This window comes from Fibrisoma montanum (genome assembly GCF_003583365.1).
Classification (GTDB): Bacteria; Bacteroidota; Bacteroidia; order Cytophagales; family Spirosomataceae; genus Fibrisoma; species Fibrisoma montanum.
In genome coordinates, this window is sequence record NZ_QXED01000004.1 from 55,026 (window position 1) to 70,933 (window position 15,908).

The 15,908-nt window shown below is 52.5% G+C and carries 12 protein-coding genes; 9 read left to right on the plus strand and 3 right to left on the minus strand.

All coding sequences use genetic code 11. From position 1 onward, the window contains the following. The first annotated feature begins 1 nt into the window (after position 1). The 9 genes from DYU11_RS14225 (at position 2) to purB (ending at position 12,217) form a co-directional block, all read left to right on the plus strand. The gene (locus DYU11_RS14225; protein WP_119668374.1) at positions 2–199 is read left to right on the plus strand and encodes a hypothetical protein; all 198 of its coding nucleotides are present in this window, start codon (positions 2–4) and stop codon (positions 197–199) included. Positions 200–264: 65 nt separating this feature from the next. After that, a complete protein-coding gene (locus DYU11_RS14230) occupies positions 265–888 on the plus strand; it encodes a hypothetical protein (RefSeq protein WP_229365831.1) in 624 nt (207 codons plus the stop codon). Continuing rightward, a complete protein-coding gene (gene porU, locus DYU11_RS14235; protein WP_119668375.1) occupies positions 866–4,273 on the plus strand; it encodes a type IX secretion system sortase PorU in 3,408 nt (1,135 codons plus the stop codon). The genes DYU11_RS14230 and porU overlap by 23 nt, the downstream gene beginning before the upstream one ends. 114 nt (positions 4,274–4,387) lie before the next feature. Further along, positions 4,388–5,614 (plus strand): type IX secretion system outer membrane channel protein PorV, encoded by a 1,227-nt coding sequence (porV, locus tag DYU11_RS14240; RefSeq protein WP_119668376.1) that lies wholly within the window; start codon positions 4,388–4,390, stop codon positions 5,612–5,614. Between the two features lie 95 nt (positions 5,615–5,709). After that, positions 5,710–7,038 (plus strand): M16 family metallopeptidase, encoded by a 1,329-nt coding sequence (locus DYU11_RS14245; protein ID WP_119668377.1) that lies wholly within the window; start codon positions 5,710–5,712, stop codon positions 7,036–7,038. A gap of 115 nt (positions 7,039–7,153) precedes the next feature. Continuing rightward, a complete protein-coding gene (gene plsY, locus DYU11_RS14250) occupies positions 7,154–7,810 on the plus strand; it encodes a glycerol-3-phosphate 1-O-acyltransferase PlsY (protein WP_119668378.1) in 657 nt (218 codons plus the stop codon). 76 nt (positions 7,811–7,886) lie between these two features. Continuing rightward, positions 7,887–9,248, plus strand: coding sequence for a dipeptidase (locus tag DYU11_RS14255; protein WP_119668379.1), 1,362 nt, complete (start codon positions 7,887–7,889; stop codon positions 9,246–9,248). Between the two features lie 54 nt (positions 9,249–9,302). Beyond that, entirely contained in the window at positions 9,303–10,772 is a 1,470-nt protein-coding gene (locus tag DYU11_RS14260; protein WP_119668380.1) for a DUF1207 domain-containing protein, read from the plus strand. A 104-nt stretch (positions 10,773–10,876) separates the two neighbouring features. Continuing rightward, positions 10,877–12,217, plus strand: coding sequence for an adenylosuccinate lyase (purB, locus tag DYU11_RS14265; RefSeq protein WP_119668381.1), 1,341 nt, complete (start codon positions 10,877–10,879; stop codon positions 12,215–12,217). 39 nt (positions 12,218–12,256) lie between these two features. Here the strand turns inward: purB and proC are convergent, their stop codons facing one another. The 3 genes from proC to gatB all read right to left on the minus strand — a co-directional run bounded on the left by proC (position 12,257) and on the right by gatB (position 15,887). Continuing rightward, positions 12,257–13,060 carry a pyrroline-5-carboxylate reductase gene (gene proC / locus DYU11_RS14270; protein WP_119668382.1) on the minus strand — a complete coding sequence of 268 codons (804 nt, stop codon included), beginning with the start codon at positions 13,058–13,060 and terminating at the stop codon, positions 12,257–12,259. Between the two features lie 97 nt (positions 13,061–13,157). Continuing rightward, entirely contained in the window at positions 13,158–14,318 is a 1,161-nt protein-coding gene (locus DYU11_RS14275; protein WP_119668383.1) for a TlpA disulfide reductase family protein, read from the minus strand. A gap of 81 nt (positions 14,319–14,399) precedes the next feature. Then, positions 14,400–15,887 carry an Asp-tRNA(Asn)/Glu-tRNA(Gln) amidotransferase subunit GatB gene (gene gatB / locus DYU11_RS14280; protein WP_119668384.1) on the minus strand — a complete coding sequence of 496 codons (1,488 nt, stop codon included), beginning with the start codon at positions 15,885–15,887 and terminating at the stop codon, positions 14,400–14,402. Positions 15,888–15,908 lie beyond the last annotated feature (21 nt).

The window sequence follows — 15,908 nt, forward strand, 5'->3', positions numbered from 1 at the left end:
AATGAAAAAAGTTTTCGCTTTACTGTTCGTTGGTAGCATGCTGACGTTCGCTGCTTGCCAGAGCAAACCTAAGACTGAAGAAGCTGGCGTTGATTCAACAGCTACTATGTCGACTGACACTACCATGATGGCTACTGATTCAGCGTCAACAATGGCTACTGATTCAGCATCGACCATGGCTGCCGACAGCGCGAACTAATTAGCTCCGTTGTCCAGAATTTTCGAAAAAGCCCTATTTTTATAGGGCTTTTTCATTTTTACACATTGACCGACATCTTCACAAACTACCTGCCGGCGGCTTCAGTGATCTATTGCCGGGAGCTCTGGCAACGATATGCCTTCGATTTTGTCGTCGCAAAGCCACGTCGGACGCGTTTGGGCGATTTTAGGGTTCGGCCGGATGGCCGTATGCAGATAACGGTCAATGCTGATTTAAGTCCGTTTGCCTGCCTGATTACGTATGTTCACGAAGTGGCGCACGCCGACGTTGAAACTTCCGGGCGTCTACAGCGTCGCAGGCGTCGAGTGGCTCCGCATGGTATTGAATGGCAAACGGCTTTTCAGCGGTTGATGCAGCCGTTGTTAACCGAGGCCGTATTTCCGTTTCACATCCTTAAGCCATTGCAGGATTATATGCAGAAACCGGCCGCAACGACGTACGCTCATCCCGAGCTTATGATGGCATTACGAAAAGCCGACAGGCAGATCGCCGAGCCAATCGTAACGGATCGCCGGTTATTACGCGACGTGCCCGAGGGACAGGCATTTGTGCTTAACAAAAAGACTTTCGTTCGGGGCACGATGCGCCGGACTCGCGTCGTTTGTAAAGAGGTGCCCTCAGGGAAGTCATACGCAATTCTGGCTCATGCGTGGGTGGAAACAAAATAAGCTGCTGCTATCTGTCTGCTTCGGGTTGCTGGCCGTTACGGCACTGGCGCAACCCGCAGAATCGGTATTGAAAACGGGCGTCTGGGTTAAGATCGGCGTAACTGAATCTGGTGTCTTCCGGCTTGACCAGCCTACCTTAGCCCGGCTGAATCCGGCGTTTGCCACAGCTAACCCCCAGCTCCTTCGTCTGTATGGCAACGGTGGCGCCACCTTGCCGCAAAGCAATGCGGTACCCCGGCCGGCCGATCTGACGGAAAATGCAATCCAGGTGACCGGTGAAGCAGATGGTCGGTTTGATGCCGGCGATGCGCTGCTGTTTTTCGGGCAGAGTCCACACGTTGTTCATTACGATACAGTGAACCGGCGGTTTACCCACCAGGTCAACGTCTACTCAGATACTACGTTTTACTTCCTGACAATCGGTACCGCGCCGGGACTGCGAATTACCGAACGACCCGCCGGTAATGGTACAAGTGGAACCGCAATTACGGCGTTTGATGACTACCAGTTTCATGAAAAAGATCTCACCAAACTTACCTCGGTTCGTTCCGGACGCTTTGCATTAGGTGAGTATTTCAGTCTCGAAACGACCCGCGCCTTTTCGTTTGATATGGCTGGCCTGGTACCGAACTCGCCTGTGCGAATCAGAACTGCGGTCGTGTCGGGTGCGGCTGCGCCAACCCAATTTCAATTAAGCCTGAATGGCCGTATTGTCGATACGATCCGACTCAACTCTGTGTCAGGCTATCGCTACGATTTCCAGGCGGTTGCCAGACAGGATACGTTCTTGGTCAGGTCGGTTCAACAGAGCCCTCTGCAGCTAACCCTTGCTTACGATAAAGCCGGCGTGAATTCTGCTCAGGGTTACCTCGACTACATTGGCATCCAGGCTCGGCGTGAGTTACGGCAGTATGACCGGCCCGTCTGGATTCGGCGGCTGACTCCTGGTCGCTATACCGTTCGGCAGGCAACCAATAGCCTGCGGGTATGGAACGTAACAAATCCGCTGGTCCCGGTAAGCCAGATGTATTCGCTTTCGGCAGCGCAGGAGGCCATGTGGTCCTCAGCTACATTGGGGGATTACTACGTCTTTTCGGACAATCAGTTGTTGACACCCGTATCGGCGGTATCAATGCCAAACCAGAACCTTCGTGCTCAGGCAGCACCCGAATTGCTGATCATTACGCCCGCAACCTGGCGCGACGAAGCGGATCGCCTGGCCGAGTTCCGGCGTCAGCACGACAAGCTCTCCGTTTCGGTGATAACCACTCAGCAGGTGTACAACGAATTTGGGTCGGGACAGCCTGACCCAACGGCGATCCGGGATATGGTGCGGTATTTTTACCAGAAACAGCCCGGCCAGGTACGGTATTTGCTGTTATTTGGCGATGCTACGTTCGATTACCGTAATATCCTGAACCAGCTAAAACCCGCCGAACTGGCGAACATGGTGCCCGTTTATGAAAGCCGCGAGTCGCTGCACCCGGTTTATAGCTATTCGTCGGATGATTACTACGGATTCATGGATGCCAATGAAGGCGAATGGGTAGAAAACACCGCTGGCGATCACAAGGTAGATATTGGCATTGGCCGGCTTCCTGTGAAATCGCGTGAAGAAGCCCGGACGGTTGTCGATAAACTCATCCGATACGCAAACGACCCAACCCTGACCGGCGACTGGCAGACGCGTGTTATGCTCGTTGCGGACGACGGCGATTTCAATATCCATCAGCAGGATGTTGATAAAATGGCAGGGGAGATCGAACGAACGGCTCCCATGTACCGACCCGAACGGGTGTTTCTCGATGCGTATCCGCAGCAGTCGACGGCGAACGGACAGCGAGCGCCCGTGATTAACCAGCTCATCAATCGGGCGATGAACGATGGACGATTGATCATCAATTATAGTGGGCACGGTGGCGAAACGGGCCTGGCGGAGGAGCAGGTCGTTACGCTGCAGGACATTTTGTCGTGGAAAAACCGCCGGTTGCCTTTATTAGTCACCGCTACGTGCGAGTTTGGCCGCTACGATGACCCAAACATAAACTCCGGCGCGGAATTGTCGTTGCTAAGCCGGCTGGGCGGTGCCATTGGCTTGCTTACAACCACCCGGCCTGTATTTGCCAATACGAACCTGGTGCTTAACCGGGCGTTTTACCAATCCGTATTTACGCCGGTTGACGGTCAGATGCCGCGCTTGGGGGACGTTATGCGGGCGACAAAGAATAATAGCTTAAGCGGACCCGTAAACCGCAACTTTGCACTGTTAGGTGATCCCTCCATGCGACTGGCGTACCCCAGAGCACAGGTAGCTCTGACGCAGGTAAACGGCCGGTCGGTTGATAAAGGCGGGGTAGACACATTGCGGGCTTTGCAGACGACGGAACTGACCGGCGAAATACGCCAGGCGGGTCAACGTCTAAACGATTTCACCGGTACACTCCGGCTGACCTTATACGATAAGGCGACTACTCAGACAACACTGGGTACCGAGAGCAGCCGAATGTCGTACAGTACGTTTAACAGCCCCGTTTTCACGGGCCAGGTAGCGGTTCAGCAGGGGCGGTTTACGGTCCGGTTCGTGATGCCAAAAGATATTGACTATGCCATTGGTAAAGCCAAGCTATATGCCTACGCCGTTCGTGCGGACAGTTTATTCGATGCCATCGGCAGCTACGATAGCCTGAAGGTGGGAGGAAGTGCTACGCCGGAAAAGATTGACAATCAGCCACCCGTTGTTCAGCTGTCGGTAAAGGATGGACAAGCCGACGGTGAGGTGGTGCGGGTGTCCGGTCCCGACGTAACGTTACGGATCTCCCTGAGCGATGATCAGGGGATTAATCTGGCGCGATCAGGATTAGGGCACGAACTGACGGCTCAACTGGGGGACCGACAATCGATAATACTGAATGACTCGTATGTAGCAACGGGCTCCGACGGCCGACAGGGCGAAGTGCTGTATACATTTACAAATGTTACTCCTGGGCGGTATACCGTTCGGGTGAAAGCCTGGGATATTAACAATAATTCAGCAGAAGGGGCGTTGACCATAATAGTTTCCGAAAAGCCGACACTCATTATCCGGACCCTTCGGGCCAGCCCGAATCCGGTGGTTGGGCAAACCACACTGACCCTTGAACACAACCGATCAGGAGAGCCGCTGGACTGGATACTCAGCGTCCATGACCTCAACGGCCGCTTGTTTAACCGCCAGACGGGCCAGTGCAGCGATTGTAGCGAAACACTTGAGGTGGGTAGCTGGGACGGTCGGGCAGATACCGGGCAGATACTGCCAAACGGGCTTTACATCTATCAGGTCCAGGTCCGGTCGGTGGCCGACGGAGCCGAAGCCACCAGCAAAGGGCGATTGGTACTATCCAGGTGATTTATCGGGCCATATGCCCTGTTTTTTTTCTAATCTAACGAATCGTCGTAATTTTGACCGCGCAGTATTGCCTTTTGAATAAATGGCGATGGCTGTGGTTGACCAACACAATTTATGAAGCGCATTTTTTCCTGTGTTCTTTTAAGTGCCAGTAGCTTCCTCCCGTTTCTTGCCAACGCGCAAAATGGTTCATTGACAGCCTTAAGTGGCCAGGTTTTGCGAACGCCAACATCGGCTGTACCCTTTCTGAATTTTACGCCCGATGCCCGTAGTGGAGCGTTGGGCGAAGCAGGTGTAGCCCTTGGTGATCCCGATGCCAATGCGATGTTCTGGAACCCCTCCAAGCTGGTGTTTGCCAAGCAGGATAAAGGTGCTACCATTTCATATACTCCCTGGCTTCGGGAGTTGATCGGCGATATGTACTATACGTATCTGGCCGGTTATTCCAAAATTGGCAAGAACTCAGTGGTAGGTGGCTCTCTGATGTATTTTGATTTAGGAACCGTCGATTTTACCAACGCGCAGGGTGTTCAGCTTGGCTCGTTCAACTCGCGTGAGTATGCCATAACAGCTTCGTATTCCCAGCGGCTGTCGCAGAATTTTTCATTGGGTGTCAATCTGAAATATCTGAACTCCAACCTGGCGGCCGGTTCGGCTAATCCGGGTTTGCAGCCGGGCGCTACGGCCGCAGCTGAAATCAGTGCCTTTTACCAGAATCAGGTACGTGATGATGCTACGGGTAAGGGACTCGGCTGGACGTTTGGGGGAATGATCTCCAATCTTGGTGGTCGAATCAATTACGGCGGAACCGAGCGTTACTTTATTCCGACAAATCTACGGCTGGGCGCCGGCTTGACGTATTACGCCGACCAGTACAACAAATTCAACTTTGTCGTGGATGCGAATAAGCTGATGGTCCCAACGCCCCCTTCAACTACCGTAGTAAACGGACAATCGGTGATCCTGGCTGGTCAAAATCCGAATCGAAATTATTTCAGCGCCATTTTCGGCTCGTTTGCCGATGCACCCGACGGCTTTAGCGAAGAAATCAGAGAATTTACTATCTCAACTGGTGTTGAGTACTGGTACAACGATCAGTTTGCGGTTCGGGGCGGTTATTTTGGCGAATCGAACCTGAAAGGTGGCCGTAAATATTTCACGACGGGAGTTGGTTTCCGGCTACAGCAACGGTTTGGTGTCGACTTCTCGTACCTGTTGCCAATTAGACAGGGTAGCCCATTAGCCCAGACGTTCAGGGTATCGCTCCTGTTTAATTTCAACCGAGGGTCGGGGGCCTTTAGTGATGATAGTGAAGAGTCAATAACCAACGACTCGAATTAAATACATAATGATGTTGAATGCCTTCATTTAACGTCGGTGCATTAACAATGGCATTTCTCACTGAGATGCCATTTTATGTTTAGGGTAGTTCCACTATGATAATTGATAGAACACAGTCTCCTGCCTACCAGGCTATTCAGGAAATTCGCCTGCCGACCGTACAAACGCAAACACTCGACAATGGCATGTTGCTTCATTCGGTTGCCGTTCAGCAGCAGCCAATTCTTCGCCTGGAGTGTATTTTCGATGCGGGTACCTGGTACGAAACAACGTCGAATACGGCATTTTTTGCCGTGAAGATGCTGGGCGAGGGTACGCAGGGCCGTACAGCGAGTCAGATTAGCGAGTACATTGATCGATACGGCGCGTTCCTTGAGCTTAGCAGTGGGCCCGACCGGGCCAGTCTGGTCGTTTATTGCCTGACTAAATTCCTCCCCAACGTTCTGCCCCTGATTCGGGAGCTGCTTACGGAACCCGTCTTCCCCGAGAAAGAACTGGAAGACTTACGCAACATCACCCTCCAGAACCTGCGGGTTAATTACGAGAAGAATGCCTATCTGGCCGGTGTACTTTTTCGTGAGAAGCTTTTCGGGAGCGATCACCCATACGGCCGTAGTCAGCGCCCGGAATTAATCGAAAAGTTAACCCGGGATGAGATACTGGGCTTTTACGAACGGGTTATCCAAAATCGCCCATTCCAGGTTCTGGTAGCCGGTCAGGTCACAGAAAACGAAAGTATCCTGATTAACAGGGAACTTGGACAGTTGCCGGTTCAGGGCGATACGGCGGTACCAGCCCATACTATACGCCAGGAAGGCGATCAACAGCCGGTTCTATTTGAAAAAACGGCCAGTATCCAATCGTCGATTCGGTTCGGACGTCGGCTGTTTACCCGCCAGCACCCCGATTTCTTTCCTATGCTGGTAACGAATGAGGTGTTGGGTGGCTACTTTGGGTCCCGATTGATGAAAAACATTCGGGAAGAGAAAGGATTTACCTATGGCATTTCATCAAACGTAGTGTCGTTCCGGCGCGACGGCTACTTTCTGATCGGAACGGATGTAAACCGGGAAAACACAGAACAGACGCTGGACGAGATACGTAAGGAAATCCGGTTGCTGCAAACCGAACTGGTCACATCCGAAGAACTGGAAACCGTGAAAAATTTCATGGCCGGGGAATTTGTCGGCTCATTAAACACCCCGTTTGAAATTGCAGACCGATATAAAGTAATCTTACTGGACGGATTGCCTGCCGATTTCTTGACTACCTATATTGCGAATCTACGGATGGTTACGCCTGAACAGATACTGGAGGCCGCCAGACAGTATTTGATTGACGATAGTTTGCAGGAAGTCGTTGTTGGGGGGAAAGTAATGTTACCCGATGAAATTAATAAGGTAACCAAACTGTTTCATAAGTAAATTGGTTGTCTTTTTGCTAATAGTAGCATAATTTTGAGGTCACATTCCCTTCACTTACCGGTAGGTTCACGAGCCTGCTCTCTTTGCTTAGTTACAGCTTACTTTACTCAGTTAAATGAACGTTCTGTTAATTAGTGCAACTACGGTATTGGCGTATCTGTTGGGGTCTATCCCGACAGCAGTTTGGTATGGTCAGGGTTTTTTCAGCATCGACATCCGACAATTTGGAAGCGGCAATGCCGGCGCAACGAACACGTTTCGCGTGTTAGGCAAACGAGCTGGTACCATCGTTATGCTGGTTGATGTATTGAAGGGATACACAGCCGCCGTTTTGTCGACGCTCCTCTGGCATTTCGGCATAATTACGTTCAATGAAGTACTGACGTTCAAGCTGGTTTTTGGCATAGTTGCCGTAATTGGGCATTTGTATCCGGTATTTGCTGATTTCAAAGGTGGGAAAGGCGTAGCGTCACTACTGGGCATGATCCTGGCCATTCATCCTGAGATGGCGGCCGTTTGCATCGGGATCTTCCTGCTCGTTGTGATTGCTTCACAATACGTATCTCTCGGCTCCATGATGGCTGCCCTCGCCTTCCCGGTGCTGTTGCTGCTGCGCATTTTTGGTGAAAAGGAAAGTCCGCTGCTGATTGCGTTCGGTTTTCTGATTTTTGTTATGGTGGTGTTGACCCACCAGAAAAACATTGGCCGGCTCCTGCGGGGGCAGGAAAGCCGTACCGTGCTGATCCGCTTACGAAAGAAGCGCGAAGAATAAGAAATTAGTGCTATACTTATATGACGCCCCGTCGTTGCGCGAAAAGTGCGTAACTTCGGGGCGACTTTTTTGACGTATGACTGACTACCTCGACACCCACAAGCAGCGGTTTCTTGATGAACTGCTGGAGTTACTACGCATTCCATCTGTCTCGGCGGATTCAGCATTTAAGGACGATGTTCGGCGGGCGGCCGAGTACGTAAAAGAGAAGCTACTGGCGGCCGGGCTGGATAAAGCCGAGTTGTACGAAACGGCGGGCCATCCGGTCGTTTACGGCGAAAAGATTGTTGATCCGGCTAAGCCAACCGTGCTGGTATACGGCCATTATGACGTTCAGCCGGCTGATCCGTACGACCTTTGGCAAACGCCCCCTTTTGAGCCTACCATCCGCAATGAACGCATCTATGCCCGGGGCGCCTGCGATGATAAAGGCCAGTTTTACATGCACATTAAGGCAATTGAAGCCATGGTAGCAACCGATGGCCTGCCTTGTAATGTGAAAGTAATGATTGAAGGTGAAGAGGAGGTTGGGTCTGATCATCTGGGTACGTTCGTGGCCCAGAACCGCGATATGCTGAAGGCCGACGTCATTCTGATCTCGGACACCAGTATCATTTCCAACGAAACCCCCTCGCTTGAAACCGGATTGCGGGGTTTGTCGTACGTTGAAGTGGAGGTAACCGGCCCTAACCGCGATCTGCATTCGGGTGTGTACGGCGGGGGCGTGGCTAATCCAATCAACGTACTTTGCGACATGATTGCCTCGCTTAAGGATGAAAACGGGCAGATTGCAATTCCCGGCTTTTACGACAAGGTGGTCGACCTGAGTGACGCCGACCGGGCCGAGTTGGCCAAAGCACCCTTTGATCTGGATGAATACAAGCGCGATCTGGGTATCGCCGAAGTAGCGGGTGAAGTGGGGTATTCCACCAACGAGCGAACATCAATCCGACCAACGCTTGACGTAAACGGTATCTGGGGTGGGTATATAGGGCAGGGCGCGAAAACGGTGCTGCCGTCTAAAGCAAGCGCTAAGATCAGCATGCGTCTGGTACCTGACCAGAATCCGGACGAGATCACTGAACTGTTTGCCCGCCACTTTACGGCCATCGCCCCGCCAACGGTAACGGTGAAAGTTACGCCCCATCACGGTGGGCTTCCCTACGTTACGCCAACCGATTCAGTCGAGTTTGAAGCGGCCAGCCGCGCTTTTGAGCAGGCATGGGGAAAGAAGCCGATCCCAACCCGGGGTGGCGGTAGTATCCCGATTGTAGCTCTGTTTGAGCGTGAGTTAGGCATTAAATCGATTCTGATGGGCTTTGGCCTGGATAGTGATGCCCTGCATTCACCCAACGAAAGCTACGGACTGTTCAACTTTTACAAAGGCATTGAAACAATCCCTTATTTCTACAAAAATTACGCAGCGCTCAAGCAGTAACTTAACCCGGCTCTCATCCCGGTCTTGGCTGGGAGACACTTTTTCCCTTGACTGATGAAGAAAGCGTTATTTGTTTTTATTTTCAGTAGTCTGGTCAGTTTGCTGGCGTTGGGGCAGCAACCTGGATCGGCGCCCGCCAGTTCAACCGCAACCACGCCCGCCCGGACTGCTTCCCGGCCGGCCGCTCCGCAGCCCCGGCCATTGACGCCCGAAGAACAACGAGAAAAGGAAAAGCGGGAGCGAGCCGCCGAAAAAGAACGTCAGCTGCGGGCCAAATGGGCACAGGAGCAGCGTGAGTACCAGGCCAAACAGGCCCAGAAGGAGCGTGAGCGTCTAGCTAAGAAAGCTGAAAAAGAGCGACGTCGCCAAGAGGACGATGCGCAGAAATCGGCTGGCCGGACGGCTAAAGTGACAACCGCTCCACCACCGGCTGCTGTTACGCCTGAGCCTGTACAACCGCAGGCTCAACCGCAGCCCGTCGAGCCACAACAAACCGAGGCTGTTACTACGCCGGCTCCCCGTTCTGAACCGGAAGTGCGTACATCTGACGGAGATCGACAAAATCAGCGGGAGCAGGAGCGGGCGGCTCGTCAGGCGCAGAAAGAGCAGGAACGACTGGCGCGCGAAACCCAGGCGCGGGAGGCTCGCGAACGTAAGCAACAGCAGAAAGCTGCCAAAGCACCCGCTGTAATCAGTAGCCCGAGGCAGTTGGGACCGGATACCGTAGCGTCAGTACGGATCACGAAGGAGTTTTTGCCAAAAGGCCACCTGTTCGAGCCCATTCTGCTGGACCCACTGGAAGCTCAGTCATTTATTAGTGTGCTGCCGGGATACTGGATGGATGGTAATCGGTACAAAGGCAGTATCGTTCCATTTGAGTTTGGTTTTATCAAGCCGATCTACCGGCGGACACTCGCTCCGGATCGGGCCAACGAGTGGGTGCTGGATGTAGCCTCGTACACGCAGTTTGAAGTGTATTATGATGCCGATAGGAACCGCCAGCGTCGGCAGTTGATCAACAACGATTATAAGCTTAGTTTCAATTACAACCTGTTACGCGGTAAGAATACCTGGCGTTTCCGGCTGTATCATTTGTCATCGCATCTGGGCGACGATTTCATTATCCGCAACCGAATTACAACCTATACCGCTAACCCAGTCAATTACGAACTGCTCGATGCAACCTATAGCCGCACATCCGCAAATGGATGGCGTACCTACGGCGGGATTGGGTTCGTGCTGCGGAAATCGTCGGAGCGAAAACTGCTAAGCGCTCAGATTGGTACGTATTACCGCAAACCCGCATCCCAGTCGCCACGGCTTGTGGGTGGTGTTGATGTTAAATTCTGGCAGCAAACCGATTTTCGGCCGGGCATCCACGCGGGGCTCGGTCTGGAAGTGGGCCGGCCGGCCAGTGGCATTACGTTCCTGCTGGAAGGGTACTCCGGGTTCAGGCCGTATAGTCAGTACGAAGATCAGCAGACAACCTGGGTAGGCATAGGAATGTACATGAACCCATTCTAAACGAAATTTTTTCAGTCACGAAAACCTGGCTCATCCGATGGCGGCCCGTCATCGGATGAATCATTTTCTGGAAGTCCGTACTTTTGTCATTTGGTACCATCCCTATGAATTTATCTGCTTTAACGGCGATCTCGCCAGTTGATGGCCGCTACCGACGTCAGGTTGATGCGCTGGCTCCCTATTTCTCCGAATTTGGCTTGATCCGTTACCGGGTTCGTATTGAAGTTGAGTATTTTATCGCGCTCTGCGAATGGCCGATTCCGCAGTTGCAGGGTGTTAATGCCGCCGATTTTGCCAACCTGCGGGCCTTGTATGAAACCTTCACCGAAGCTGATGCGCTACGGATTAAGGAGATTGAAGCCACTACGAACCACGACGTAAAAGCCGTTGAATATTTCATCAAAGAGAAACTTGCTGGTTCGGCATTGGAACCGTTTCTGGAGTTTATCCACTTTGGATTAACCTCGCAGGACATCAATAATACAGCCATTCCGTTGCTTCTGAGCGACGCGCTGGAGAACGAAATTACGCCGTTGTACCGGGACGTGTACGTCCGGCTGCAGGAACTGGCCGAGCAGTGGAAAACCATTCCGATGCTGGCCCGAACGCACGGACAGCCGGCCTCACCAACGCGCTTGGGTAAAGAGTTAAGCGTTTTCTGCGAACGTATCGAAAAGCAACTGCACTTGCTGGCCGCTATCCCGACTGCTGCCAAGTTTGGCGGGGCAACGGGTAATTTCAACGCCCACAGCGTAGCGTATCCAGGCGAGGACTGGAAGCGATTCGGGGATCAGTTTGTCCAAGGCTTGGGCATGGTGCGCAGTCAGTTTACGACGCAGATCGAGCATTACGACATGCTGGCCGCTGCGCTTGATGCGTTCAAACGGCTGAACACGATCCTGATTGATCTTGATCGCGATGTCTGGACGTACGTGTCGATGAACTACTTCAAACAGAAAATCAAAGCCGGCGAAGTAGGGTCATCCGCCATGCCGCATAAGGTTAATCCAATAGATTTTGAAAACTCGGAAGGAAACCTGGGTATTGCCAATGCCTTGCTGGAACATCTGTCGGCCAAGCTGCCGATCTCCCGGCTGCAGCGTGACCTGACCGACTCGACCGTATTGCGGAATATTGGCGTCCCCTTTGCCCATTCGGTTATTGCCCTGAAAGCGCTTCTGAAAGGACTCAACAAGCTGGAACTGAACGAAGCGGCACTTAAGGCCGATCTGGAAGACAACTGGGCCGTCGTGGCAGAAGGTATCCAGACAATCCTACGGCGCGAAGGGTACCCACAACCGTATGAAGCGTTGAAGGCCCTGACCCGTACCAACGAGAAAATTACGGAGCAGACAATTCAGCAGTTCATCAATGGGCTGGACGTATCTGATTCGGTTAAAGCCGAACTATACGCCATTACACCGTTTACGTACACAGGTCTGTAAAATGGAACACAGGCCAAATACAATCCGGCCTGTGTTCCATTAACTTTTTGATAATTCCGTGGCGCGGGTCTGGGCCGCTTTGATGCCGGTTACTAACGTATCGGTGAGGCCGCCGGACTCAAACTCCCGAAGGGCGGCTTCGGTTGTGCCACCCTTTGAGGCAACAGCTTTGATAAGCTCATCAAGCGATTTATCGGCGGTGTTAATGAGATGATACGCCCCCAGCATAGTCTGCTTGACCAGCAAGGTCGCGACCGAATCGTCGAAGCCCATCTGTTTGCCCGCTTCAACCATCGCCTTGACGACGTAGTAAAAATAAGCCGGGCCGCTGCCGCTTAGCGCCGTCACGGCATCCAGCATGCTTTCTTCTTCCAGGAAAATGGACCGGCCGGTAGCATTGATGAGGTTTTCGACCCGGCGAAGGCTAGCCAGATCAACTTCTTTAGCGGCTGTAAAACCGGTAATGCCCATGCCAAGCATAGCCGGGGTATTGGGCATGGCCCGAATCACCAGCGGATGGTTCAGCCGCTCCTGAATTTGTGCAATAGGTATCCCCGCCATAATGGACAAGATGACCTGATTAGGCTGGATTACGGCTCGCAGGGCTTCAAAAACACTGCTGAAATCCTGGGGCTTAACAGAGAGAATAATGAGGTCAGCTTCGCCGACGCGGGGGCCGATGGTATCGACAACAACACCGGCTTTCTCGGCTTTGAGGGCTTCGGAGCGCTCAGTGCTTTTTTCAATCAAAAGGAGGTTGTCCTTCTTTACCAGATCGTATTGCAGGAAAGATTTGGCAAATGCCATTCCCATATTGCCGCAGCCAACGATTGCAATTCTCATAGCGCAGTGGGTTTAGTAAATCCGCTTGATTAAGATGGCAAAAATAAAGGTCAGGTTGGCTAACCTGACCTTCGGGCAAAACTACAATGAAATTTATCTACTGACCGCCTTCTTTCAGAATCTCAGTCAGTTTCTGTTCCAGGGCGTCGCCCCGCAGATTTTTCGCAATGATTTTACCTTCTTTATCCAGCAGGAACGTAGCCGGAATGGCCTGTACGCCGTACTGCTGAGCCGCAGCCGACTGCCAGTACTTCAGGTCGGATACGTGCGTCCAGGTCAGGTTGTCGTTGCGGATAGCCCGGACCCATTTCTCACGGTCGCCGGGGCGGTCAAGCGAAACGCTGTATATGGTGAATCCTTTATCCTTGAACTTATTGTACATCCGGACAACGTTCGGGTTTTCGTTCCGGCAGGGACCGCACCACGACGCCCAGAAATCAACCAGAACGTATTTGCCCCGCAGCGACGAAAGAGGAACGGTATTGCCCGTTGTGTCGCTCAGTGCAATTTCCGGCGCCTTCGCACCAACCATTACGCCTTTGATGCGGGCTACGCGGCCGATGAGAGATTTCGCATGGGGGCTGTTGGGATTCTCTTTTTCAAAACGTTGTGCCAGTGCATCAAACGTAGGAAGATCGGTATCAATATTCAGGAAATTCAACGCAAACAGCGATACCAGCGACGTACCCATGTCAGGCAGCATGGCTTTTACCTGGCTGACCACTTCTTTCTCAGCAGCTTCGTAATCCTTCTGAATTTGCTCCATTTTCTTGGAGTCCTTCTTTTCGGTAGCCGCGGCATACTGCTTGTTCCAGTTCGAGACCTTCGTTTCCATATCGGTGCGCAAGGTCATTAGCTTCTGATAATACTCCATGTTTTTGGAGCCGGTCACCGTTGCCTGGCCCACCTGGCCGGACTTCGGATCCATCTTAAAGCCGTCTGCCGCTACGGTCAGCGTTTCGCCACCTTCGACCAGCAGGGCCAGTTTCTGACCACCACCTACGTTCAGCACCATCACATCGCCACCTTCCGGCACGCGGCCTTTCAGCGTGAAGGAATTGTTTGGTCCAACCTGGGTTGAGTCGAGCCGGCGGCTGGGCTGGTTGTTGGATTCCAGATAAATCTTTTCGCCGGGAGCTAACCGCTTGACGGTGCCCGTTACTGTAAACTCTTTCTGGTTCGCTGGAGCGCCGTTCTGCGCCTGAACCATCCCGTGTAAGGCGGCTACAAAGCCAATTGCCGCAAAAAAATGTTTCATAATCGTTTCTTACGAATAAGCAAAAAAAGAAGGTTATGGACCTGACCGGTTCGCGGGCTGTTTTACACAGCGTTCGTGCAATTACCCGGCCAACGTTTCAACCAGTAGCTGATTGACAAGTTTGGGATCCGCTGAGCCTTTTGACTTTTTCATCACCTCACCAACAAATAGGCCCAGTAGGTTTTTCTTTCCTTTTCGATACTGGTCAACTTTGTCTGGCCAGGCAGCCAACACCTCTTCTACCAACGTTTTGAGCGCGTCGGTATTGCGGTTCTGCACCAGATTGTGCGCCTGGGCAATGGCAGCCGGCTGGGCGTTGGGCTGATTCGCCATCAGGCCAAAAATTTGCTGGGCCGCCGTCTGGCTTACGGTTCCGTTGTCAATAAGCGTAATCAACGCGGCTAGCTGGCTGGGGGTTACGGGAAACTGCCGGTCCCGCAGTTGCTTTTCGGTAAGCTGTCCTTTCAGTGGACCCATGATCCAGTTTGAGGCCGCTTTGTAGTTGGTTGTGTCGGTGCAAACGGCTTCGTAAAACTCGGCCAGTTCTTTTGTATCACTCAACAGTGCCGCATCATAATCGGGCAGACCGTAGAATGTCGTGAACTTCTGGTAAACGGCGCCTGGTAAGGCGGGCATGTTGGCCTGAATGTCGGCCAGCCAATCGTCAGAGATAACAACCGGTGTCAGGTCGGGGTCCGGAAAGTACCGGTAATCGTTCATCGTTTCTTTCTCCCGCATGGCGTAGCTGCGGCCGGTCGCTGCATCGAAGGTGCGGGTTTCCTGAATAAGTCTGCCGCCTGCCTCCACAACGTCGATCTGCCGACGAAACTCGGCTTCGATGGCTCGCTGTACGTTTCGGATTGAATTCAGGTTCTTCACCTCTACCTTAGTGCCCAGTTGTGTAGCGCCTTTCAGGCGAACTGAAATATTGACATCGCAGCGGAGTGAACCTTCTTCCATATTACCATCGCAAATGTCGAGGTAACGAACCAGCCGTCGTACTTCCGTAAGGTACTGGCCCGCTTCTTCGGCCGTCTGAATACACGGGTCCGTAACCATTTCGATCAGGGGTGTGCCAGCCCGGTTGTAATCCAGTTGCGTAGCCCAGTCGTCGCCGTCGTGGATGGATTTACCGGCATCCTCTTCGAGGTGGATATGATGAATCTGGATTGTCGTTTCGTACGGCTGGCCGGTGACCGGGTTTTTAACTTTAACCCGGATGCCTCCGCCCACGCAGATCGGCCCTTTGTCCTGCGAGAGCTGGTAACCTTTTGGCAGGTCAGGATAAAAATAGTTTTTGCGGGCAAATACGTTGTAGCGGGTAATTTCTGAGCCGCAGGCCAGACCCATCCGAACCGCAAATTCAACCGCCTGTCGATTTAATTTCGGCAGGGTGCCGGGATGAGCCAGCGTAATGACACTGATCTGGGTATTGGGATCGGCTCCGAATGAATTAGCATCGGCCGCAAAAATCTTGCTTTGGGTCAACAGCTGGCAGTGTACTTCCAGGCCAACGACCATCTCGTACTTCGACAGTACATCTGATGATATGGTTTTTTCAACTACCATGCGTCAAAGATGTGGTATGTA

Bases quoted from the DNA above. Each gene is read 5' to 3' on its own strand.
- DYU11_RS14225 (WP_119668374.1), top strand. From the start codon at position 2: ATGAAAAAAGTTTTCGCTTTACTGTTCGTTGGTAGCATGCTGACGTTC.
- porU (WP_119668375.1), top strand. From the start codon at position 866: ATGCGTGGGTGGAAACAAAATAAGCTGCTGCTATCTGTCTGCTTCGGG.
- porV (WP_119668376.1), top strand. From the start codon at position 4,388: ATGAAGCGCATTTTTTCCTGTGTTCTTTTAAGTGCCAGTAGCTTCCTC.
- DYU11_RS14245 (WP_119668377.1), top strand. From the start codon at position 5,710: ATGATAATTGATAGAACACAGTCTCCTGCCTACCAGGCTATTCAGGAA.
- plsY (WP_119668378.1), top strand. From the start codon at position 7,154: ATGAACGTTCTGTTAATTAGTGCAACTACGGTATTGGCGTATCTGTTG.
- DYU11_RS14255 (WP_119668379.1), top strand. From the start codon at position 7,887: ATGACTGACTACCTCGACACCCACAAGCAGCGGTTTCTTGATGAACTG.
- DYU11_RS14260 (WP_119668380.1), top strand. From the start codon at position 9,303: ATGAAGAAAGCGTTATTTGTTTTTATTTTCAGTAGTCTGGTCAGTTTG.
- purB (WP_119668381.1), top strand. From the start codon at position 10,877: ATGAATTTATCTGCTTTAACGGCGATCTCGCCAGTTGATGGCCGCTAC.
- proC (WP_119668382.1), bottom strand. From the start codon at position 13,060: ATGAGAATTGCAATCGTTGGCTGCGGCAATATGGGAATGGCATTTGCC.
- DYU11_RS14275 (WP_119668383.1), bottom strand. From the start codon at position 14,318: ATGAAACATTTTTTTGCGGCAATTGGCTTTGTAGCCGCCTTACACGGG.
- gatB (WP_119668384.1), bottom strand. From the start codon at position 15,887: ATGGTAGTTGAAAAAACCATATCATCAGATGTACTGTCGAAGTACGAG.